Annotated in this window: 21 protein-coding genes; 18 read left to right on the top strand and 3 right to left on the bottom strand. The window is 43.7% G+C overall.

Features of this window, described 5'->3' with window-relative positions:
* Positions 1 to 67 precede the first annotated feature (67 nt).
* Positions 68 to 268, top strand: coding sequence for a DUF6364 family protein (locus tag GMA13_RS08370; RefSeq protein WP_255884017.1), 201 nt, complete (start codon positions 68 to 70; stop codon positions 266 to 268).
* Between the two features lie 103 nt (positions 269 to 371).
* Here the strand turns inward: GMA13_RS08370 and ymfI are convergent, their stop codons facing one another.
* Both ymfI and GMA13_RS08360 read right to left on the bottom strand, forming a co-directional pair.
* Positions 372 to 1106: an elongation factor P 5-aminopentanone reductase gene (gene ymfI / locus GMA13_RS08365; protein ID WP_255884015.1), complete on the bottom strand. Its 735-nt coding sequence runs from the start codon at positions 1104 to 1106 to the stop codon at positions 372 to 374.
* A 2-nt stretch (positions 1107 to 1108) separates the two neighbouring features.
* Complete coding sequence (locus tag GMA13_RS08360; RefSeq protein ID WP_255884013.1) at positions 1109 to 1618, bottom strand: flavin reductase; 510 nt, start codon at positions 1616 to 1618, stop codon at positions 1109 to 1111.
* Between the two features lie 380 nt (positions 1619 to 1998).
* On the opposite strand from GMA13_RS08360, the gene GMA13_RS08355 reads away from it, so the two are divergent.
* From GMA13_RS08355 to mnmA, 9 genes are all read left to right on the top strand, one after another.
* The gene (locus GMA13_RS08355; protein ID WP_255884012.1) at positions 1999 to 3225 is read left to right on the top strand and encodes an argininosuccinate synthase; all 1227 of its coding nucleotides are present in this window, start codon (positions 1999 to 2001) and stop codon (positions 3223 to 3225) included.
* Positions 3226 to 3341: 116 nt separating this feature from the next.
* Complete coding sequence (argH, locus tag GMA13_RS08350; RefSeq protein ID WP_255884011.1) at positions 3342 to 4712, top strand: argininosuccinate lyase; 1371 nt, start codon at positions 3342 to 3344, stop codon at positions 4710 to 4712.
* Between the two features lie 19 nt (positions 4713 to 4731).
* Complete coding sequence (gene argC / locus GMA13_RS08345) at positions 4732 to 5766, top strand: N-acetyl-gamma-glutamyl-phosphate reductase (protein WP_255884010.1); 1035 nt, start codon at positions 4732 to 4734, stop codon at positions 5764 to 5766.
* A 32-nt stretch (positions 5767 to 5798) separates the two neighbouring features.
* A complete protein-coding gene (gene argJ, locus GMA13_RS08340) occupies positions 5799 to 7025 on the top strand; it encodes a bifunctional glutamate N-acetyltransferase/amino-acid acetyltransferase ArgJ (RefSeq protein ID WP_370687075.1) in 1227 nt (408 codons plus the stop codon).
* 65 nt (positions 7026 to 7090) lie between these two features.
* Entirely contained in the window at positions 7091 to 7948 is an 858-nt protein-coding gene (argB, locus tag GMA13_RS08335; RefSeq protein ID WP_255884008.1) for an acetylglutamate kinase, read from the top strand.
* 10 nt (positions 7949 to 7958) lie between these two features.
* The gene (locus GMA13_RS08330; protein WP_255884006.1) at positions 7959 to 8393 is read left to right on the top strand and encodes a GNAT family N-acetyltransferase; all 435 of its coding nucleotides are present in this window, start codon (positions 7959 to 7961) and stop codon (positions 8391 to 8393) included.
* Positions 8383 to 9552 (top strand): aspartate aminotransferase family protein, encoded by a 1170-nt coding sequence (locus tag GMA13_RS08325; RefSeq protein ID WP_255884004.1) that lies wholly within the window; start codon positions 8383 to 8385, stop codon positions 9550 to 9552. Before GMA13_RS08330 ends, GMA13_RS08325 begins: the two co-directional genes overlap by 11 nt.
* A 36-nt stretch (positions 9553 to 9588) precedes the next feature.
* The gene (argF, locus tag GMA13_RS08320; RefSeq protein ID WP_255884002.1) at positions 9589 to 10497 is read left to right on the top strand and encodes an ornithine carbamoyltransferase; all 909 of its coding nucleotides are present in this window, start codon (positions 9589 to 9591) and stop codon (positions 10495 to 10497) included.
* 93 nt (positions 10498 to 10590) lie between these two features.
* Positions 10591 to 11670 (top strand): tRNA 2-thiouridine(34) synthase MnmA, encoded by a 1080-nt coding sequence (gene mnmA, locus GMA13_RS08315; RefSeq protein ID WP_255884000.1) that lies wholly within the window; start codon positions 10591 to 10593, stop codon positions 11668 to 11670.
* A gap of 99 nt (positions 11671 to 11769) precedes the next feature.
* On the opposite strand, the gene GMA13_RS08310 is transcribed toward mnmA, so the two are convergent.
* Positions 11770 to 12006, bottom strand: a complete 237-nt coding sequence (locus GMA13_RS08310; protein ID WP_255883998.1) for a hypothetical protein — start codon at positions 12004 to 12006, stop codon at positions 11770 to 11772.
* 70 nt (positions 12007 to 12076) lie between these two features.
* Between GMA13_RS08310 and GMA13_RS08305 the strand changes: the two genes are divergently transcribed.
* From GMA13_RS08305 to GMA13_RS08270, 8 genes are all read left to right on the top strand, one after another.
* Positions 12077 to 12583: a tRNA (cytidine(34)-2'-O)-methyltransferase gene (locus tag GMA13_RS08305; protein ID WP_255883996.1), complete on the top strand. Its 507-nt coding sequence runs from the start codon at positions 12077 to 12079 to the stop codon at positions 12581 to 12583.
* Positions 12584 to 12936: 353 nt separating this feature from the next.
* Positions 12937 to 14151, top strand: a complete 1215-nt coding sequence (pgk, locus tag GMA13_RS08300; RefSeq protein WP_255883995.1) for a phosphoglycerate kinase — start codon at positions 12937 to 12939, stop codon at positions 14149 to 14151.
* A 104-nt stretch (positions 14152 to 14255) separates the two neighbouring features.
* Positions 14256 to 15023 carry a triose-phosphate isomerase gene (gene tpiA / locus GMA13_RS08295; RefSeq protein WP_255883993.1) on the top strand — a complete coding sequence of 256 codons (768 nt, stop codon included), beginning with the start codon at positions 14256 to 14258 and terminating at the stop codon, positions 15021 to 15023.
* A 24-nt stretch (positions 15024 to 15047) separates the two neighbouring features.
* Complete coding sequence (gene pyrE / locus GMA13_RS08290) at positions 15048 to 15572, top strand: orotate phosphoribosyltransferase (protein ID WP_255883992.1); 525 nt, start codon at positions 15048 to 15050, stop codon at positions 15570 to 15572.
* Positions 15573 to 15760: 188 nt separating this feature from the next.
* The gene (gene gpmI / locus GMA13_RS08285; RefSeq protein WP_255883991.1) at positions 15761 to 17275 is read left to right on the top strand and encodes a 2,3-bisphosphoglycerate-independent phosphoglycerate mutase; all 1515 of its coding nucleotides are present in this window, start codon (positions 15761 to 15763) and stop codon (positions 17273 to 17275) included.
* 194 nt (positions 17276 to 17469) lie between these two features.
* On the top strand, positions 17470 to 19167 hold the full coding sequence (locus GMA13_RS08280) for a hypothetical protein (protein WP_255883989.1): 1698 nt from the start codon (positions 17470 to 17472) through the stop codon (positions 19165 to 19167).
* 391 nt (positions 19168 to 19558) lie between these two features.
* Complete coding sequence (gene fba / locus GMA13_RS08275; RefSeq protein ID WP_255883988.1) at positions 19559 to 20425, top strand: class II fructose-1,6-bisphosphate aldolase; 867 nt, start codon at positions 19559 to 19561, stop codon at positions 20423 to 20425.
* Positions 20426 to 20949: 524 nt separating this feature from the next.
* The coding region (locus GMA13_RS08270) for a hypothetical protein (RefSeq protein WP_255910970.1) at positions 20950 to 22151 on the top strand (1202 nt) is incomplete at its 3' end.

The following is a 22151-nucleotide window of genomic DNA, read 5'->3' as shown; positions in this document are numbered from 1 at the left end:
TACTATCTTAGGCGAATAGTCAATACAGCTTAGTATATTATAGTATTGTATGCTTGAGGTGATAAAGATGAAACCTTTAAAGCGAAAAGTGAGCATAACGCTGGATGAGGACATTATAGAAAAACTTAAGGTTGTTGCAGAGGACTGTGACCGTTCTCTATCGCAGTATATTAATTTGGTGATGAGAGAACATCTAAAAGAACTTGAAGAGGAATCTGATGATTCTAAGAAGAACGGAGCGTTCAGGAATGTTCGTTACAGACCTTAATGGCCTAATCTTGTGTTAAAATAATGGTAAATATGAAATTTACAAAAACTAATCCCCATATATCCTGCAATCAGGATATATGGGGATTGAGCTTTGTGTTATTTCAAATAACAAATCCGCCGTTTACGCCGATAATCTGTCCTGTTATAAATGAGGATTTTTCGCCCGAAAGAAAAACTGCGGCGTCTGCAATGTCCTGTGGGGTTCCAAGACGGTTAAGCGGTGTGTCATCTTTAAGTGCGTTTAAATCGTCCTTGGTGTATTCATCGAGCATTTCCGTACTTATTACACCCGGTGCAATGGCATTGACGCGGATTCCGCTTAAGCCTACCTCCTTAGCCAAAGCCTTTGTGAGTCCAATGATGCCTGCCTTTGATGCGGAGTATGCGACCTCGCAGCTTGCACCAACCTGACCCCACATTGAACTTATGTTTATAATGCTGCCGCTGTGCCGTCTTATCATATGCGGCAAAACAGCGTGACAGAAATTGTAGCATCCGGTGAGATTTGTGCCGATTATTTCATTCCATTCGTCAAAGCTTAAATCTGTAAAAAGCGAGCTTGAAGCTATGCCGGCGTTGTTTACCAAAACGTCAATCTGCCCGAACTCTTTTATAGCTGCATCTGCGATTTCGTGTGCACGTGCAAAGCTTTTTACATCAGCTTTAAATGCTGTTGCCTTTACACCAAATTGCCTTGCTTGCTGTATTACGTTTTCGGCACTGTCCGAGCGTTCCTTATATGTTACGGCGATGTCATAACCCTCTTTTGCGAGCGACACGGCTATTGCTGCGCCGATTCCCCGTGAGCCTCCTGTTATTAATGCACTCTTAGCCATAATTATTCTTTAACTAACACTTTGACAATTTCGCCAATGAACATTTTATGGTAGTCCTTTGCGGCGTAGTTTGCATTGTCAAGCGATTCGTCAGTAAAACATTCAGGTGCAAAATTCTGCTTGTAGAGCTTTTTGCAGACGAGAACGATTTTTGCCTCGTCAAAATAAGGTGCATTTTCGTCAAAGTTTGGTGTTAAGCCTGTTTCCTTAGCCTTGTCAACATCTCTGCCCGACTTTGCACCGCAAAAAGCAAGCTCTTTACGAAAGTCCTTGCCGAATCCGCTTAACGTGAAATAATCCTCTTTTTCAACAAATCCGAGTGTGTATCGCTGAGGTCTTATAAAAGTAAAAACAACATTTTTGTTCCACAGTACGCCAACGCCGCCCCAGCTTACGGTCATTGTGTTAAAGCTCTCCTTGTTGCCTGCGCTGAGCAGAAGCCAGTCCTTGCCTATCATCTCAAACGGACTTTGTGTTATTTCCGTTGGGTTTATCTCTTTGAATTTGCTCATGGGTAACTCCTCCTGTTTTTCTGTGCTTTAGAAAGGCTATGCCTTCCGGTAACAAAATTATAACACTCGAATGTATAATATACAACATCTGCTGAATATTATGCATAAAATTTCATCTGCAATACTCCTTGATATATGCGGGCGGAACATAATAATGCTAAATACATCGTACATATACCGGCTGTTGTTGTGGCGTTTTACAAAAAGTGCAGACAAACTAAGTTGATATATGTAACACTATACAAAAATTGCCAACGCTGAATAAATATGCAGAAAACACTTGATTTTTTGCATAATGGGTGTATAATTAGAGTCACAAAAGAAATTAAGCTTTAGATATGAAGTTTTAAAAATTGTATTACATAACGGAGGATATTAAAATGGCTAAGGATCAGAAGATTAAAAAGGTAGTTTTGGCTTATTCGGGCGGACTTGATACTTCTATTATCATTCCGTGGCTTAAGGAAAATTATGACAACTGCGAGGTTATCGCTGTGTCCGGTGACGTAGGACAGGGCACTGAGCTTGACGGTCTTGAGGAAAAGGCAATCAAGACAGGTGCATCAAAGCTCTATGTTGAGGATCTCAATAAGGAATTTATCGAGGACTATGTATGGCCGACCCTTAAGGCTGACGCAGTTTACGAGGGAAAATATCTTCTTGGTACTTCCTTTGCAAGACCTATCATTGCAAAGAGAATTGTTGAAATTGCACTTGCTGAGGGTGCAGACGCAATCTGCCATGGCTGCACAGGTAAGGGTAATGACCAGGTTCGTTTTGAGCTTGCAATAAAGGCTTACGCACCTGACATGAAGATTATAGCTCCGTGGAGAACATGGGAGTTTAAGTCAAGAGAAGAAGAGATTGAGTATGCTGAGAAGAAGGGTATTCCTCTTAAGATAAACAGAGAAACAAACTATTCAAAGGATAAAAATATCTGGCACCTTTCTCATGAGGGTCTTGACCTTGAGGACCCTGCAAACGAGCCGAAGTATAACGAGCCGGGCTTCTTGGAGCTTGGCGTTTCACCTGAGCAGGCTCCCGATAAGCCGGAGTATGTTACAATCCACTTTGAAAAGGGCGTTCCTACTGCAATAAACGGCGAGGAGCTTGACGCTGTTTCAATAGTTAAAACTCTTAACGAGATGGGCGGCAGAAACGGTATCGGTATTACAGATATGGTTGAAAACCGTCTTGTCGGTATGAAGGCAAGAGGCGTTTATGAAACACCGGGCGGCACAATCCTTTATGCCGCACACAAAAAGCTTGAAGAAATCTGCCTTGACCGTGACACCTTCCATTACAAAGAGGGCGTTGCAATCCGTTTTGCAGAGCTTGTTTATTACGGTCAGTGGTACACACCGCTTAGAGAGGCTCTTTCAGCCTTTGTTGACAGCACACAGGAAACCGTAACAGGCGACGTTAAGCTCAAGCTTTACAAGGGCAACATCATTGACGCAGGCGTAACATCTCCGTATTCACTCTATGACGAGGAGATTGCAACATTTGACGAGGACGAGGTTTACGACCAGAACGACAGCGCAGGCTTTATAAACCTGTTTGGTCTTCCGATTAAGGTTCGTGCAAAAAAGGGCCTTATCAAATAATTAGAATTTAATAGCATATTTGCAAGGTTAATCAAGGGACTGTGGCAAGATGATGTTTGGTTGTGACCAACTTGTTTTGCCATAGTCCCATAAACTGATTTTATGAGGTGAATTAAATGAAGCTGTGGGCAGGACGCTTTCAAAAGGAGATAAGCAAAACAACTAACGATTTTAACTCATCAATTTCTTTTGACAGCAAAATGTATAAGCAGGATATAAGGGGCAGCATAGCGCACGCAACAATGCTTGGCAAATGCGGAATAATTGACGAGGGCGAAGCAGAAAAAATATGCGACGGCTTAGAGGAAATCTTAAATGATATTGAAAGCGGCAAGCTCCAGATTGATATGGAGGCTGAGGATATCCACACCTTCATTGAGGGCGAGCTTACACGCCGTTTAGGCGACACAGGCAAGCGACTGCACACCGCAAGAAGCAGAAACGATCAGGTTGCGCTTGACATAAAAATGTATCTGCGTGACGAATGTGACGAGGTTGAAACGCTTTTGAAGGACCTTTTAGAGGTGCTTTGCAATAAGGCGGAGCAGTATGCTGACACAGTTATGCCCGGCTATACGCATCTTCAGAGAGCACAGCCTATTACCTTCGGTCATCATCTTATGGCTTATGCTCAGATGCTTCTGCGTGATTTGTCAAGACTTCACGACGCAAAAAAGAGAATGAACATTATGCCGCTCGGCAGCTGTGCCCTTGCAGGGACTACATACCCTATTGACCGCAGCATAACAGCGCAGCTTTTAGGTTTTGACGGTGCAACGGAAAACAGTCTTGACGGCGTTTCGGACAGAGATTTCTGCATTGAGCTTGCGTCTGTTTTATCAATAATAATGGTTCACCTCTCACGCTTCAGCGAGGAGATAATCGCTTGGTGCTCTTGGGAGTTCAAGTTTGTGGAGCTTGACGATGCGTTTTCAACAGGCTCAAGCATAATGCCACAGAAGAAAAATCCCGATATAGCAGAGCTTGTAAGAGGTAAATCGGGCAGAGTATTCGGCGATTTGACAACTCTCTTAACCATAATGAAGGGTATTGCGCTTGCATACAACAAGGATATGCAGGAGGACAAGGAGGCAATATTTGACGCATTTGATACAGTTAAAATGTGCCTTACTGCCTTTACTCCGATGATTGACACTATGACGGTTCTGACCGATAATATGAGAAAGGCGGCTGCAGGCGGATTTATTAATGCAACCGACTGCGCTGACTACCTTGTTAAAAAGGGACTTCCGTTCCGTGACGCTTACAAGGCAACAGGCACTCTTGTTGCAAAATGCATTGAGCTTAAAACGGATTTGGAGCAGCTGCCGCTTGATGAATACAAGGCAATATGCGATGTGTTTGACGAGGGTGTTTACGAGGCTATCTCTTTAGAGAAGTGTGTAAACGACAGAAAGGCTTTCGGCGGCCCTGCAAAGGAAAATGTTTTGGCGGCTGTTAAGAATGTGAGAAGTAAGCTTAATTGATATAAAGGGGATATATACAATGATTAAAGCGGGTATAATCGGAGCAACAGGCTATGCCGGAGCAGAGCTTGTGCGTATTTTAACAACTCACCCTGAGGCTGAAATTGCGGCAATAAGCTCCGTAAGCTTTGAGGGAAAGGCAATAAGCGAGGTTTATCCTGCGTTTTATAAGCTCAACGATATGGTCTGTGAGGATGCGGACAGCGTTGTTGAAAAGAGCGACGTTATATTTGCGGCTTTACCGCACGGACTTTCACAGGAGCTTGCGCAGAAATGCTTTGATAAAAACAAGATTTTTATAGATTTGGGTGCTGACTTCCGCCTTGAAAGCGAGGAGGAATATAAGCAGTGGTACGGCGGCGAGTATATCAACAAGGAGCTTCACGCAAACTCAGTTTATGCTTTGCCGGAGCTTTTCCGTAAAAACATAAAGGGCAAAAAAACAATAGCAAATCCTGGCTGTTATACAACGGGAGTGCCGCTTGCACTTGCACCTGCCGTTGTAAACGGTCTTATTGAAACAAAGGGTATTATTGCCGACTGTAAATCAGGCGTTACAGGGGCCGGCAGAGGACTGTCACAAAACACACACTACCCGGATTTAAACGAGGGCTTCTACCCGTATAAGGTTGCTTCTCACCGCCATACTCCGGAGATTGAGCAGACATTATCTCACCTTGCGGGTAAGAGCGTTAAGGTGACGTTTGTTCCGCATCTTCTGCCGATAAACAGAGGAATTCTCTCAACCTGCTACGCCGGGCTTAAAAGCGGCGTTACAAAGGAGCAGCTCAGAGCGGCTTATGAGGAATTTTATAAGGACGAATACTTTGTAAGGCTTTTGCCGGACGGCGCAGTCGCCAATATTCACAATATTAAATGCTCCAACTTCTGCGATATTTCAATTCACGTAGATGAGAGAACAGGAACATTCATTGCAGTTTCTGCAATAGACAATATGGTAAAGGGCGCCGCAGGACAGGCGGTTCAGAATATGAATATTCTCTTTGACCTTGACGAAAAAACCGGTCTTGAATTTATTCCACCGGCATTTTAAATTCACATTTGTGAAGATAGAGGTGAAAAATGATGGATATTAATTTTTTAGACAACGGCACGGTTACAACTCCGCAGGGCTTTACTGCGGGCGGTATCTGCGCCTCTATAAAACCAACTAATACAACAAAAAAGGATTTAGCGCTTATTTACTGCGATGTTCCCTGCTCAGCAGCGGCAATTTTTACGCAGAATCTTGTTAAATCCTCAACGATAGAGGTAACAAAAAAGCACCTTGAAAACGGCACTGCAAGAGCCGTTATTGCAAACAGCGGCAACGCAAACACCTGTAATTTTGACGGCGTTGAAAAGGCTGAAAAAATGTGCAGTCTTGCCGCTGAAGCTCTCGGTATTGACAAAAATGACGTTATTGTGGCGTCAACAGGTGTAATCGGTCAGGTTTTGCCGATTGAGCCTATTGAGAATAATATAGCAGAGCTTGTAAATAAGCTTTCTAAGGATGGCGGTACTGATGCCGCTGAGGCAATAATGACAACCGATACAGTGAAAAAAGAGGCGGCTGTTGCTTTTACGCTTGGCGGAAAAACTGTTACAATAGGCGGCATTGCAAAGGGCAGCGGTATGATTCACATAAATATGGGAACAATGCTCAGCTTTGTTACAACCGATGCTGCAATTTCTGCCGAGATGCTTAAGGAGGCTTTGCTGGAAGCGGCTGACGTAAGCTATAACATGGTTAGCGTTGACGGCGACACCTCAACAAACGACACGCTTGCGCTAATGGCAAACGGCCTTGCAGGCAACGATGAAATTACCGAGAAAAACGAAGATTATAAGACTTTTGTGGAAGCCTTAACATTGCTGTGCAAAACTCTTGCAAAAAAGCTTGCCGGCGACGGAGAGGGTGCGACAAAGCTTTTGATATGCACCGTTTCAAACGCTAAGACGGAAAAGGACGCAAAGGGCGTTGCAAAGTCAGTTATCTGCTCAAGCCTTTTGAAGGCGGCTATGTTTGGAGAGGACGCTAACTGGGGCAGAGTGCTGTGTGCAATAGGATATTCCGGTATGGATGTTGATATAAACAAGGTCAACCTATCATTTGTATCAAGTGCAGGCGAGTTGCCTGTGTGCGAAAACGGTTCAGGCATTGACTTTAGCGAGGATAAGGCTAAGGAAATTCTCAGTGAAAAAGAAATAACAATAAAGATTAATTTGCAGGACGGCACAGCATACGCCGAGGCTTACGGCTGTGATTTGACTTATGACTATGTTAAGATAAACGGCGATTACAGAACTTGATGGATATTTTGTACGGCTGCATTTAAGGTGTGGCTTAAGAAATAATACAAAAAGGAAGAAATAAAATGGATTTGAAAAACGAAAACCGCGCGCAGGTGCTTGTGCAGGCTCTGCCGTATATACAAAAATACGCAGGACAGACAATAGTTGTAAAATACGGCGGCAACGCTATGATAAGCCCTGAGCTTAAAGGTGCGGTTATGAGCGATATCGTGCTTATGCAGCTTGTAGGAATTAATGTTGTTCTGGTACATGGCGGTGGCCCTGAGATAAGCGCAATGCTCAATAAAATCGGCAAGAAAAGCGAGTTTGTCGGCGGTATGAGAGTAACCGACGGAGAAACGATTGATATAGTTCAGCAGGTGCTTGCAGGAAAGGTTAACAAGAGCCTTGTTCAGCACCTTGAAATGCAGGGCGGCAAGGCTATGGGTCTTTGCGGACTTGACGGCAGAATGTTGATGGCTGAAAAGCTTATTACCGCCGAGGACTTAGGCTTTGTCGGAGAGATAACAGAGGTAAACACTAAGCCTATTGAGGACCTTATTAACACGGGTTATGTGCCGATTATCTCAACAATAGCAGGCGGCTACAAGGGCGAGGTGTTCAATATTAACGCCGACATAGCGGCTGCTGAAATAGCCGCAAAGCTTGGCGCCTGCAAGCTTATTCTGATGACGGACATAAGAGGCCTTTTGAGGAATAAGGACGACGAGAGTACGCTGATTCCCGTTGTAAATGTCAGTGATGTACCAAGCCTTAAAAAGGACGGAATAATCAGCGGCGGTATGATACCGAAAATCAGCTGCTGTGTTGAAGCTGTACGTCAGGGTGTTAAGCGTGCGCATATTATAGACGGCAGAATAAAGCACTCGATACTTATCGAGATGTTCTCTGACGAGGGTATAGGAACAATGTTCTATTAATGGTGGTTTTATGGAAATAACTCAGATGAAAGCGGAGCACTATGACGAGGTTTACGCACTCTGGCAAATTACCTCAAAAAGAGCGTTGAGAAATGATGACAGCAAAGAGGGAATAACCGCCTTTTTAAAGCGCAACGAGGGACTTAGCCAAATTGCCGTTATGGACGGCAAAATAGTTGGCACGGTGCTGGCAGGCCATGACGGAAGACGAGGCTTTTTGTATCATGTTGCCGTGCTGCCCGAATACAGACGTCACGGTATAGCCGCAAGTATGGTAAAGAGAGCTATAAGTCAGCTTGAAAATGACGGAATAAAAAAGACCAATATTTTTGTGTTTAAGGATAATCCCCTTGGTCAGGCGTTCTGGCCGACAATCGGATGGGGAAAAAGAGATGACCTCTCGGTTTATCAATTTGAAGTAAAGGGTGAGAGCAATGAGCATTGAACAGATAGTTCAGGATGAAAAAAAGTATATGATGCACACCTACGGCAGGTTCAATACTGCGGTTGAAAGCGGTAAGGGTGCTGTTGCAACAGATGTTGACGGCAAGAAATACATAGATTTTACCACAGGAATAGGCGTGAATGCTTTAGGCTATTGTGATGACGGCTGGGTCAAGGCTGTGACCGAGCAGCTTAATAAGGTTCAGCACATTTCAAACCTGTATTACAGCCCTGTTCAGGTTGAGTGTGCAAAACAGCTTTGTGAGAGAACAGGCTTTGACAAGGTGTTTTTCGGCAACTCCGGCGCAGAGGTTAACGAGTGCGCAATAAAGCTTGCAAGAAAATACAGCTTTGATAAATACGGCGATGGCAGGAACGAGATTATAGCGCTGAACAACTCCTTTCACGGCAGAACAGTGACAACACTTTCAGCCACAGGACAGGACGTTTTTCACCAATATTTTTTCCCGTTTACAGAAGGCTTTGTGTTCGCTGATGCTAATGATATTGACAGCGTAAAGTCCCTTGTAAACGACAAAGTTTGTGCCGTTATGATAGAGCTTATACAAGGCGAGGGCGGCGTTATGCCGCTTGAGCGTGATTTTGTTCTCGGCATAGAAAAGCTTTGCCACGAGAATGATTTAACGCTTATTATTGATGAGGTACAAACAGGTGTTGGCAGAACAGGCAAGCTCTACTGCTATGAAAATTACGGTATCTCGCCTGATATTATCACCTCGGCTAAGGGCTTGGGCGGCGGCTTGCCATTTGGCGCCTGCCTTTGCAATAAGAAACTTTCCAATGTTCTCGGTGCAGGCACACACGGAACAACCTTTGGAGGAAATCCGGTAGCCTGTGCAGGCGCACTTGAAATATTGAAGAGGGTTGATAACCCCGATTTTTTAGCGCAGGTTAACGAAAAGGGCGAATACATAAGGAACAAGCTCCTTAATATGAACGGCGTAGCTCAGGTGCGTGGTATGGGTATGATGATAGGCGTTGTGCTTGAAAAAGACAACGCAAAAGAGGTTGCCGCACGCTGTGTAGAAAACGGACTGCTGATTTTAACGGCAAAAAATCTTCTGCGTATGCTGCCGCCGCTTAATATCTCATATGAGGATATTGACAAGGGACTTGAAATTTTAGAGAAATCGCTTTGACTTGTTAAAATAAAAATTACCGAAAGGATGATACAAATGAAGCATTTATTAAAGCTGCTCGACTTAAGCGGAGAGGAAATTATCGGTATTTTAAACCTTGCAGACCAGCTTAAATATGAGCAAAAGCACAATATTCCGCACAAGCATCTTGATGGCAAGAGCCTTGGTATGATATTCCAGAAGGCGTCCACAAGAACAAGAGTTTCTTTTGAGGTTGGTATGTATCAGCTCGGCGGCAATCCGCTGTTTTTGTCAGCAAGCGATATGCAAATTGGCAGAGGCGAGCCTGTTCAGGACACAGCAAGAGTTTTGTCACGCTTCCTTGACGGAATAATGATAAGAACCTTTGAACAGAAAGAGGTTGAGGACCTTGCAAAATATGGTTCAATTCCTGTTATTAACGGTCTTACAGACTTCTGCCATCCGTGTCAGGTGCTTGCAGACCTTATGACAATACGTGAATTTAAAGGTTCTCTTGAGGGTCACAAAATGTGCTTTATCGGCGACGGCAACAATATGATGAATTCTTTGATTGTCGGTGGACTTAAAACCGGTATGTCCGTATCAGTTGCCTGCCCTGAGGGCTATGAACCTCCACAGGAAATTCTTGACTTTGCAGGAGCTTATGACTGCTTTGAGCTTCACCGCAAGCCGATTGACGCCGCAGTAAACGCAGATGTTCTTATCACAGACGTTTGGGCGTCAATGGGTCAGGAGGGCGAAGCTGCAAAGAGAAGAAAAGCCTTTGAGGGCTACCAGATTAATGACGAGCTTATGGCTGCCGCTCATGAGGATTGTATGGTTCAGCATTGTCTGCCTGCTCACCGTGAGGAGGAAATCACAGAGAAGGTGTTTGAAGCTCACGCTAAGGAGATTTTTGAAGAGGCAGAAAACCGCCTGCACGCACAGAAGGCTGTCCTTGTAAAAACGATGGGCAAGGGTTGATTTGCGAATATTTAATTAAAAATATTAAAACTAATTCCGCACCCGATAGGGATTTTCCCTATCGGGTAATGCTGTAAATTAGAGGTTAAGCATATGAACAATAAAGTAATGGTGGCTATGAGCGGCGGCGTTGACAGCTCTGTGACGGTGGCTATGCTTTTGGAGCAGGGCTATGATGTTTGCGGCGCAACGCTTCGGCTTTATACAAACGAGGATATAGGTCTTAAAGAAAAAACCTGCTGTTCACTGGACGATGTGGACGACGCCCGACGTGTAGCCTATAAGCTTGGTATTGAGCACTATGTGTTCAATTTCAGCGATACCTTCAAGGAAAAGGTTATCGGAAAGTTCGCCGATGATTACATCAAGGGTCTTACGCCTAACCCCTGCATTGAGTGCAACAGGCACATAAAGTTTTCAAAACTTATTCAGCGTGCCGGGCTGCTCGGCTACGATATGATAGCTACGGGGCATTATGTGAAAAGAGAATATGACAGCGCAAGCGGACGGTATCTTATAAAAAAAGCTGAGGACAGCAAGAAGGACCAGACCTATGTGCTTTATGTTTTGTCGCAGTATGAGCTTGAGCATACTTTGTTTCCTATGGGTGAAATAACAAAAGAGCAGGCACGTGAAATTGCACTTCAAAAGGAACTTATTAATGCAAAAAAGCACGACAGTCAGGACATATGCTTTGTGCCGGACGGCGATTATGCAGGCTTCCTTGAAAATACACTCGGAGTAAAATCGAAGCAGGGCGATTTTATCTATAAGGACGGCACCGTTTTAGGTTCTCACAAGGGAATAATTCATTACACAATAGGGCAGAGAAAGGGGCTTGGCATAAGCTATGCTCACCCGATTTTCGTGCTTGACAAGAATCCCGAAACCGGCGTTGTCACACTCGGCGAAAATGAGGATTTGTTCACGAACAGGCTCTATGCAGATAATGTTAATTTCATTGCAATAGATAAATTAACCGCACCAATGCGTGTAACGGCAAAGGCTCGTTACAGCCAAAAGGAGGCGAGCGCAACGGTTCATCCGATTGACGAAAGCAGTGTAATGGTCGAGTTTGACGAAAAGCAAAGGGCAATAACCCCCGGACAGGCAGTTGTTATGTATGACGGTGATGTTGTTGTAGGCGGCGGCACGATTGTTTCTAAAAAGTGAAAATGAATTGACAAGCGGCTGCCACCCCCCTTGACAAGGGAGGCTGACAACCCTCAGTCAGCTCCGGTTAGTTAGGGAGCTGAATACTAACAAACGGCTTTACTTAAACATTGCGGAAACTCCGCTTATAAAGTCGCCCATTGCGTTCATAGCCTTGCCTGCGTTTTTCTTCATATGCTTTGGGTTTTTCTTCATCATCTTGCTGCCTGCGTACCCAACAATAACTCCTGTTGCTACGCCTGCTACAACTCCCTTTGCAATATTCATTGTTGCCTTGCTCAAGCTGTAACACCTCCATATGTCACCAAAGATTATTAACGCTTTGCGCGTTGTCATTATAATTCCCTCCCAAGTGTGGTTTTATGGCTTACGGATAAAAATTTTTGTTAAAAAGGAAATGATAATTATGCCCGAATTGAACATAGTATTGGTTGAGCCGGAAATTCCGCAAAACACCGGCAACATTGCCCGAACCTGCGCCGCAACGGGCGCAAGGCTTCACCTTGTAAAGCCGTTGGGGTTTGATATAAGCGAAAAGTCTGTCAAGCGTGCCGGACTTGATTACTGGCATCTTGTTGATATAACTGTTTACGAGGGTATAGACGATTTTTTCGCAAAAAACTCCGGTCCCTATTATTATTTTTCCACAAAGGCACAGCATATTCATTCCGACATAAGCTATCCTAACGGAGCATATATCGTGTTCGGCAAGGAAACAAAGGGATTGCCCGAGGAGCTTCTGCATGAAAATCCCGACACAACGGTGCGAATCCCAATGATAGACGAGGCAAGAAGCCTTAATCTTTCAAACTCAGTTGCAGTTGGCGTTTATGAGGTGTTAAGGCAGTGGGGTTATCCTGCTCTGAAGTGTGAGGGTGAGCTTACAAAGGTAAAGTGGGGAGAAGAACTATGATTAAATTGTATAATGAATAATTATAGTTGTCACAGCTTCACTGCCCTAAAAAACAACGTACACATTTCAGTGACATTAAACGGAATTGCAAAACGGAATATATGCAGTTGCGGCAAGTTGAAGGCGATAAATCTTTTGGAATAAGGCACAGATGCTGCTGCTAATTTACCTTGAATAAGGCAGAATGTAAGAGAGCAATAAAGTAAATTATTAAAAAAAGGTAAATTTCTGAAAAAATCATTCGAGAGATACTTGCGAAATGGTAGATTATGTTATAAAATTAAATAGTAAATGTTAATTTATTCACAAGCATAGCTGCGGATAAATAAAGCAAAAAGAAAGGAAGAACTAAAATGAATTTTTTAAGCAAAGTAACTGTTGATGACATCAACGTAAACGGCAAAAAAGTACTTGTTCGCTGTGACTTCAACGTACCTCTTAAGGACGGTGTTATCACAAACGACAACAGAATTCAGGCTGCACTCCCGACAATCAAGAAGCTTATCGCTGACGGCGGCAAGGTTATTCTCTGCTCACACCTTGGCAAACCTAAGAACGGTCCGGAAGAGAAGTTCTCACTTGCACCTGTTGCAGTAAGACTTTCAGAGCTTTTGGGACAGGATGTTGTTTTTGCTAATGACGACGAGGTTGTCGGCGAAAACGCAAAGGCAGCAGTTGATGCTATGAACAACGGCGATGTTGTTCTTCTTCAAAATACACGTTTCAGAAAAGAGGAAACAAAGAACCTTGAGCCGTTCAGCTCAGAACTTGCTTCTCTTGCAGATGTATATGTTATGGACGCATTCGGCAGCGCGCACAGAGCACACTGCTCAACAGCCGGCGTTACAGACCATATTAAGGATACAGCAGTTGGCTACCTTATGCAGAAGGAAATCAACTACCTCGGCAACGCTGTTGAGTCACCGGTTAGACCGTTTGTTGCTATCCTCGGCGGCGCTAAGGTTGCAGACAAGCTCAACGTTATTTCAAACCTCCTTGAGAAGTGCGACACACTCATCATCGGCGGCGGTATGGCTTATACCTTCTTAAAGGCTAAGGGCTGCGAAACAGGCACATCACTTGTTGACGACACAAAGGTTGACTACTGTAAGGAAATGATTGCAAAGGCAGAGAGTCTTGGCAAGAAGCTTCTTCTTCCTGTTGACACAACAATTGCTGCAAGCTTCCCTGACCCGATTGACGCTGAAATTGAGGTTGAGAATGTTCCGTCAGACGCAATCCCTGCTGATAAGATGGGTCTTGACATCGGCTCTGAAACAGCTAAGCTTTATGCTGATGCAGTTAAGTCGGCTAAGACAGTTGTTTGGAACGGCCCTATGGGTGTGTTTGAGAACCCGATTCTTGCAAAGGGCACAATCGCGGTTGCTCAGGCTCTTGCTGACACAGACGCAACAACAATCATCGGCGGCGGCGACAGCGCAGCAGCTGTTATTCAGCTTGGCTTTGCCGACAAGATGAGCCACATTTCAACAGGCGGCGGCGCTTCTCTTGAGTATCTTGAGGGTAAGGTATTGCCGGGTATTGCTTGCATCGCTGACAAGAACTAATTAATATGAAAACATCGGGCGAACAACATATTGAATATGACTGTTCGCCCGATTTAATATGATTGATTTATTTGATTATTGTATAGCAGAAAGGAAGAACAAAAATGAATAAGGCTATAAGAAAGGCAGTTATTGCCGGAAACTGGAAAATGAACAAGACACCTGCTGAGGCTAAGGAGCTTTTAGAGGCAGTTGCACCGCTTGTTAAGGACGCAGACTGCGAGGTTATCGCTTGCGTACCGTTTGTTGATTTGCAGACAGCTCTTGACGCTACACAGGGTACAAACGTAAAAATCGGCGCAGAGAACTGCCACTGGGAAAAGAGCGGCGCTTTCACAGGCGAAATATCAGCTCCGATGCTCGCTTCAATGGGTGTTGAGTATGTAGTACTCGGCCACAGCGAGAGAAGACAGTACTTTGGTGAAACAGACGAAACTGTAAACAAGAGAACAAAGGCTGCTCTTGCATCAGGTTTAAAGCCAATCGTTTGCGTTGGCGAGCTTCTGTGGGAGCGTGAGTGCAACATTACCGAGGAGGTTATCGCAAGACAGATTAAGCTTGATTTGTGGGATGTTACAGAGGACGAGCTTAAGAATGTTATCATCGCTTACGAGCCGGTTTGGGCTATCGGCACAGGTAAAACCGCAACAGCTGAGCAGGCTGAGGAGGTTTGTGCATTTATCCGTGCAACAGTTGCAAAGCTTTACAATCAGGCAGCAGCAGACGCTCTTACAATTCAGTACGGCGGTTCAATGAATGACGGCAATGCTGACGAGCTTCTCAGCAAAGTTAACGTTGACGGCGGACTTATCGGCGGTGCGTCACTTGTAGCAGAGAAGTTTGCTGCAATTGTTAAGGCTGCAAGCAAGTAATTAAAGAAAACGGAGATAATAATTATGACAAAAGAGCAAGTAGCAAAGAAAATATATGAGCTTTCACATATCACAGGCGAGTTTTTGCTTCGTTCGGGTCAGATTTCAAATGAGTACTTTGATAAGTACCTGTTTGAGGCAAACCCGGAGGTATTAAACGAGATTGCAAAAATTATGTCCGACCTTATTCCGGAGGGAACAGAGGTTATCGCAGGTCTTGAGATGGGCGGAATACCGGTTGTTACAGCAATTTCACTTAACACAGGTATGCAGGCAGCTTTCGTAAGAAAGAAGGCTAAGGAGTATGGCACATGCAAACTTGCCGAGGGCGCAGACGTTGAGGGCAAGAAGGTTCTTATTATTGAGGATGTTGTAACAACAGGCGGCGCTATTATTGATGGCGTAAGAGAGCTTAGAAAGAAGGGCGCTATTGTTGAGAACGTGCTTTGCGTTATCCAGAGAGCAGACAAGGCAACAGATATTCTTGCTGCAGAGGGCTTAAAGCTTATTCCTGCATTTACTATGGACTATATCAAAGCACAAGTATAATACTAAACTAAAATTAAGAACGGATGTCTTTTAGGCATATTTGCGCCGTATTTAACACCCGGGATTCAAAAGGCGACAGACTTTCTGCGGTATGGAATTTGTCCGGCACAAAATTTGCTCAAAAGCTTACTTCGTTTTAAATCAGGGCTTAGTATGAGGAGAGAAAGAAGTTTGAAAGGAGTTTATATATGAAAAAACCCGTAGCATTGATTATTATGGACGGTTTCGGCAACGGCGAGAAAAACAAAGGCAATGCAATTTATGACGCTAAAAAGCCGAATCTCGACAGACTGTTTGCTGAAAATCCGCTTACCGAAATAGGCGCAAGCGGACTTGACGTAGGTCTTCCGGACGGTCAGATGGGCAACAGCGAGGTAGGTCACACAAACATCGGCGCAGGCCGCATTGTTTATCAGGAGCTTACAAGAATAACAAAGGCTGTTGAGGAAGGTACCTTCTTTGAAAACGAGGCTTTCTTAAAGGCAATAGCCAATGTTAAGGAAAACGGCACAGCACTTCACCTGTTCGGATTGCTTTCCGACGGCGGTGTTCACAGCCACAACACACATCTGTATGCGCTTTTGGAGCTTGCTAAAAAGCAGGGTATTGAAAAGGTTTATGTTCACGCATTTCTTGACGGACGTGACGTACCGCCCAGCAGCGGCGCTGCATTTGTTGAGGCTTGCCAAAATAAGATGAACGAAATCGGCGTTGGCACAATTGCAACTGTCATGGGTCGTTACTATGCAATGGACAGAGATAACCGTTGGGAAAGAGTTGAAAAGGCTTATGCCGCAATGGTTTACGGCGAAGGCAATAAGGCTGATGACGCAGTTGAAGCTGTAAAGGCTTCATATGCAGACGAGGTAACAGACGAATTCGTTGTTCCGACTGTTTGCGCAGAGAATGTAACAATCAGCGCTAATGACTCTGTAATTTTCTTCAATTTCCGCCCTGACAGAGCAAGAGAGATTACCCGTTGCTTTGTTGATCCGGAATTCAGCGGCTTTGAGAGAAGAAACGGCTTCTTCCCGCTGACATACGTTTGTCTTACTCAGTATGACGCAACTATGCCGAATGTTGAGGTAGCGTTCAAGCCGCAGTCGCTTAAGAACACAATGGGCGAGTATATTTCAAATCAGGGAATGACTCAGCTCAGAATTGCAGAAACAGAGAAGTACGCTCATGTAACCTTCTTTTACAACGGCGGTGTTGAAAAAACATATCCCGGAGAGGACAGAGTGCTTGTAAAGTCGCCGAAGGTTGCTACCTATGACTTGCAGCCTGAGATGAGTGCATACGAGGTTGCCGATAAATGTGTTGAGCGCATTGAAAGCGGCGAGTATGATATGATTATTTTAAACTTCGCTAACTGCGATATGGTAGGACACACAGGAGTTATTGATGCGGCTGTTAAGGCTGTTGAGGCTGTTGACGAGTGCGTTGGCAAGGTAACTGACGCTGTTGCAAAAATGGGCGGCGTATCTCTTATCACAGCCGACCACGGTAATGCTGACAAGATGATTGACGCAGACGGAGAGCCGTTTACAGCTCACACTACAAATCTTGTTCCGTTCTGCGTTGTAGGATATCCGTGCACACTGCGCAGCGGCGGTGTTCTGGCTGACATTGCACCGACAATGCTCAAGATTATGGGTCTTCCTCAGCCTGAAGAAATGACAGGCAAGAGCATTATTGAATAATAATAAAGAGATTGTGTTTCTATTATAATAGGTAAAATGATTTATTGGTTGTAAAAGCAAAAACGGAAAATAACGTGTAAACAATGCCTTGGTTCTATCGTAAGACGGAGCCAAGGCTCGTTTCAATATTAAACGAACCAAAAATATCAAGAAGTTATACGATAACAGAATTAATTACAAAACAGAGGCGAAAAATGGAACAGCTTAGCTTACTTCATCCGCAAAAAAGCAGCGCAATTTACCGTACCCTTAACAAAGAGGCAATCAATGATTTGTCGATAGACTTCCTTTGTGAAGCTCTTACAAAGGACGATTACGAACGCAACAGCATTAAACAGCTGCTGATAAATATTACCGATGATGAGCAGGTGATAAAATACAGGTGTGACGTGTTTGATGATTTTCTGCGTTTCCCTCAGCTAAGAGCAGACCTCAGCGCACTGCTTGAAAAGCTCAACGATTTGCGTGAAATTGAGCGCTTTCAAAAAGACACTGAGGCGTCATCAATGTGGCAGCTTGTGAACCGTCTGCGTGAAATGGGCGGATATGTTGACTGTATTACACAGATAAAAACCACACTGGAGAGCATTGAAATAAAATCAGAGGGACTTATACAGCTGAAAAGCAAAGTTCAGGCGGTTTATAACGGCAGTGGCTTTCCTGAGCTGAAGAAGGATATTGAGGAAACGCTTGCAAAGGCGAGAAAACTTAAAAGCATAACCTTAGGGGTGAATCTTGACGAGCTTTTGCGTCCGAAATATGTTGGTGTAATTTCATTAAATGACAAGGAATTTACTGACAGCGGAATTTTAAAGCGCTTTATGAATTTTGCCAGTCACGACAGTGAGCTGCATCACGGAAATGATGTATCTGGATTTATAAGCTTTCACCCTGCAAATCCCTCCTCCTCAAGCGGTGTGCTTAGCAAAATTGTTTCGGGCGCTCAGGACAATGCAAATCAGGGATTCAGAGGCGAAGCGACCGGAGCCGACCCTCTTTCAGATGCGCTTAAAAAGGTTGTAACAGATATTCTCCGAAGAACGGTAATTGATATAAAGTCAATGCTCAATAAATATGTCAATATAGACGGCTATTCCTTTGTATCGCTAATGCCTGAAATTATTTTTTATATCAGATTTGCTGAGCTTTGCGACAAAATACGGGAAAAGAATCTGCCGCTGTGTAAAGCTCAGATTACGTCAAAGGACGAGCGCAGATGTGTTATCAACGATATTTATAATATCAAGCTTGCAATTAAGGCAGTAAAAGGTGAGGAGATAGATATTGTAACAAACGAGTTTGTCTTTGATGACGAAAAGCGTATTTATATTCTCACAGGCCCAAACAGAGGAGGAAAAACAACAGTTACTCAGGCGGTAGGTTTGGCATTTTTGCTTGCGCAAAATGGAATTTATGTTCCCGCTTCTTCAATGACCTTTAGCCCATGTGATAATATTTTCTCACATTTCCCTGCTGATGAAAACGACACAGTCGACTTGGGCAGGCTCGGAGAGGAAAGCAAACGCCTTTCCGAAATATTCAGCGAGGCAACAAGATACAGCCTTATACTTCTAAACGAGAGTCTTGCCACAACCAATGTTGCAGAGGGTTTGTATATAGCCAAAGATGTGGTTAAGGCTATGCGTTATATCGGTGTGCGTGCTGTGTTTAATACCCATATGCATGACCTTGCACGAAATCTTGACGAGGTAAACAAAAGTGTTGATGGCGAAAGTATGATAGCGAGTATGGTAACGGGAGTTGAAAACGGCAGACGCTCATTTAAGGTGTTTATTGCTCCTCCGCAGGGTGTGAGCTACGCCAAGGATATTGCTGAGAAATACGGTGTTACCTTTGAAAAAATCAAAGCCGGTATAGACTCAAGAAACTGATACAGTTAAGTTATAAGCACCATTATAGTTAACCGTATAAAGGTTAATGTGTTGCAGCAGAATAAAATATGGCTGTTTGAGTATTTTGGGGACACCGGGATTGTCCGAACAGTTTATATTTATGTGGTGCGAAATCAGATTATATATTTAGCAGTGAACTTTTGCGTGGATTTGTTCTATGTTGGCAAACTCGGCGCAGCGACCAAGCTTGTTGATTTATCAAGGAAGAAAAACAAGAATATCACAATATTTAGTTTGAATAGCTTGTAACTTAATTTTAAGAAAAAATTGACTTTTTTCGCCATTACCCTTTATATTTTTAAAATAATAATGTATAATAGAGAAGTAAATCCCTGTGGGGAATAAGAATTTAAAAAACGGAGTGATAAAAATGGCATTGGTAAACGCAAAGGAAATGCTCACCAAAGCAAAGGAAGGCCACTATGCAGTTGGTCAGTTCAACATCAACAATCTTGAATGGACAAAGGCTATTCTTCTTACAGCGCAGGAATTAAACTCACCTGTAATTCTAGGCGTATCTGAGGGTGCAGGCAAATATATGTGCGGTTACAAGACTGTTGTAGGTATGGTAAACGGTATGCTTGAGGAGCTTAACATCACAGTTCCTGTTGCTCTTCACCTTGACCACGGCTCATACGAAGGCGCAAAGGCTTGCATTGCAGCAGGTTTTAGCTCAATAATGTTCGATGGCTCACATTATCCGATTGAGGAGAATGTTGAAAAGACTAAGGAGCTTGTTTCTATTTGTGAGGAAAAGGGCCTTTCAATTGAAGCTGAGGTTGGCTCAATTGGCGGCGAAGAGGACGGCGTTATCGGCGCAGGCGAATGTGCAGATCCGCAGGAGTGCAAGATGATTGCAGATCTCGGTGTTACAATGCTTGCAGCAGGTATTGGTAATATTCACGGCAAATACCCGGAAAACTGGGCAGGACTCAGCTTTGAAACACTTGACGCTGTTCAGCAGCTCACAGGCAAAATGCCTCTCGTTCTCCACGGCGGTACAGGTATTCCGGCAGATATGATTAAGAAAGCTATCAGCCTTGGTGTTTCTAAAATCAATGTTAACACAGAGTGCCAGCTTGCTTTTGCTGCTGCTACAAGAGAGTATATTGAAGCAGGTAAGGATCAGCAGGGCAAGGGCTTTGACCCGAGAAAGCTTTTGGCACCGGGTTTTGAGGCTATTAAGGCAACTGTTAAAGAGAAAATGGAGCTTTTCGGCTCAGTTGGCAAGGCTTAATCTTCGGCGTAATTCGGCGTAATATATTGTATAATTTTCAACGGCGTTTCCACGGTGGAAACGCCGTTTTTGCGTCTTGATTGTTATCAAAAGCACTGAGCCTACGATATATAGACCTTGAATAAATTTGAAATAATAAAAATAGAAGGTTTGCATAAAAAAATGAAGAAAATTTGTAAGTTAATGCCCTCTTGAATTTACCTAAGACGTGTTATATAATATAGTAGAATAGAGGTAAAGTGGATAAGTGACTAAAAATATTGGCTTTACCAATCTTTTATTCGTGTTTTATATGCGATTTATTCCAAGAGGTGTTTCCAATGGGTATATCTTCTGTCGGCGGTTGTACAAGCCAATATGCTTAACTGAGCTGCCGAAAATATTACTTAGGTTATAAAAAACGGTTTACAAATCAAATTGCAGCAAGGCTTTGCTTTTGCTCAGTTGTTTTGCAAATTCGGATTTTGTAATAATACATTTATCAAATGCTATTTTGGCATGAAATTTTGAAGGAGGATTTTACGATGTACAAAAAACACAGTAGAATTATCAGTGTTATTCTTGCGTTAATGCTGGTACTTTCAATGTGTTGCCTGTCAGTTAACGCTGCAGGCGAGACAGCTACAATCAAAACCCCGAGCGGTACAGTTGTAGCAAATGTCGGTGACGAAGTTACAGTTAATTACTGGTTCTACTTCCCAACGACATTGGATGGCAATGGAAAAGCAATGAAATCAAACGGATTCGAAGCATACATGCACTATGACAGCAAAATGCTTAAGGTTGCTCAGAGCACAATTGATGCTGCTGGTGGCATTAATTATGATAAGTTTGATTCTTCTGTTGCTGGGTATAATCCAACGTCGGTTTTCCCGATTGCTTATACCTATGATGCAGACAACGAAGAATATACTTCGAGAGGAACAGCAATATTCAACCTTGATTCACAGAAAACAAGGCTTGAGGGTGTAGTCGAAGGCAACTATGATACATCTGCTTTGCTTGTTTGTGGTAATGGCATTGGTATTTATAACATAAGTAAGGACGGCGGCGTTCAGCTTATGAGCATCACATTTACTGTTCTCGCTGCAGGAGAGACATCAGTTGGATGTATTCTTCCTGAGGGTCAGTTCTATGATCCCACTGATGGTGCAGCAGCAATTATGCTTTGGGATCAGGAAGGTGCTGCAAGTTCCACAACAACTTCTGACGTTCTTGTAAATGGTGTAGAGGTTGTTTCACACACAAACGGTAAGGGTGTTTACAACTTTACACAGGATTCATTTGGTCCGACAGATCCTGAAACAGAGACAGAGACAGAAACTGAGACTGAAACAGAAACTGAGACTGAAACAGAGACTGAAACAGAGACAGAGACAGAGACTGAGACAACTCCGGTTGACACAGACTGGTATGTTGCAGGTGTTCAGGAGCTTTGCAACGGCGAGCACTGGGTACCGGGCGCAGAAGTTAACAAGATGACATACAACCCTGAGACAGGTCTTTATGAGATCACATTCTCACAGGTTGGCGAAGGCGCATCTGAGACTAACCCGTTCTCATTCGAGTTCAAGGTAACATCAGCTACACTTCCTGACTGGTCAGACGGCGTATCATATCCGGCAGACGGTAACGTAAGCGGTGCAATCAGCGCACAGGATGACGTTAAGGTAACATTCAACGCTGCAACAGGCGAAGTTAAGTGGGAGAGTAACTCAGCATTTGA

Source organism: Ruminococcus sp. zg-924, from assembly GCF_024433635.1.
GTDB lineage: Bacteria > Bacillota > Clostridia > Oscillospirales > Acutalibacteraceae > UBA7067.
This window is presented reverse-complemented; position numbering and strand designations above follow the sequence as displayed.

Coding starts and splice junctions, on each gene's coding strand:
- GMA13_RS08330 (WP_255884006.1), top strand. CDS start 7,959: ATGGAAATAACTCAGATGAAAGCGGAGCACTATGACGAGGTTTACGCA.
- GMA13_RS08360 (WP_255884013.1), bottom strand. CDS start 1,618: ATGAGCAAATTCAAAGAGATAAACCCAACGGAAATAACACAAAGTCCG.
- gpmI (WP_255883991.1), top strand. CDS start 15,761: ATGAAAAAACCCGTAGCATTGATTATTATGGACGGTTTCGGCAACGGC.
- GMA13_RS08305 (WP_255883996.1), top strand. CDS start 12,077: ATGCCCGAATTGAACATAGTATTGGTTGAGCCGGAAATTCCGCAAAAC.
- GMA13_RS08355 (WP_255884012.1), top strand. CDS start 1,999: ATGGCTAAGGATCAGAAGATTAAAAAGGTAGTTTTGGCTTATTCGGGC.
- argJ (WP_370687075.1), top strand. CDS start 5,799: ATGGATATTAATTTTTTAGACAACGGCACGGTTACAACTCCGCAGGGC.
- argF (WP_255884002.1), top strand. CDS start 9,589: ATGAAGCATTTATTAAAGCTGCTCGACTTAAGCGGAGAGGAAATTATC.
- GMA13_RS08370 (WP_255884017.1), top strand. CDS start 68: ATGAAACCTTTAAAGCGAAAAGTGAGCATAACGCTGGATGAGGACATT.
- GMA13_RS08310 (WP_255883998.1), bottom strand. CDS start 12,006: ATGACAACGCGCAAAGCGTTAATAATCTTTGGTGACATATGGAGGTGT.
- tpiA (WP_255883993.1), top strand. CDS start 14,256: ATGAATAAGGCTATAAGAAAGGCAGTTATTGCCGGAAACTGGAAAATG.
- argB (WP_255884008.1), top strand. CDS start 7,091: ATGGATTTGAAAAACGAAAACCGCGCGCAGGTGCTTGTGCAGGCTCTG.
- mnmA (WP_255884000.1), top strand. CDS start 10,591: ATGAACAATAAAGTAATGGTGGCTATGAGCGGCGGCGTTGACAGCTCT.
- argC (WP_255884010.1), top strand. CDS start 4,732: ATGATTAAAGCGGGTATAATCGGAGCAACAGGCTATGCCGGAGCAGAG.
- pgk (WP_255883995.1), top strand. CDS start 12,937: ATGAATTTTTTAAGCAAAGTAACTGTTGATGACATCAACGTAAACGGC.
- GMA13_RS08280 (WP_255883989.1), top strand. CDS start 17,470: ATGGAACAGCTTAGCTTACTTCATCCGCAAAAAAGCAGCGCAATTTAC.
- pyrE (WP_255883992.1), top strand. CDS start 15,048: ATGACAAAAGAGCAAGTAGCAAAGAAAATATATGAGCTTTCACATATC.
- fba (WP_255883988.1), top strand. CDS start 19,559: ATGGCATTGGTAAACGCAAAGGAAATGCTCACCAAAGCAAAGGAAGGC.
- GMA13_RS08325 (WP_255884004.1), top strand. CDS start 8,383: ATGAGCATTGAACAGATAGTTCAGGATGAAAAAAAGTATATGATGCAC.
- argH (WP_255884011.1), top strand. CDS start 3,342: ATGAAGCTGTGGGCAGGACGCTTTCAAAAGGAGATAAGCAAAACAACT.
- ymfI (WP_255884015.1), bottom strand. CDS start 1,106: ATGGCTAAGAGTGCATTAATAACAGGAGGCTCACGGGGAATCGGCGCA.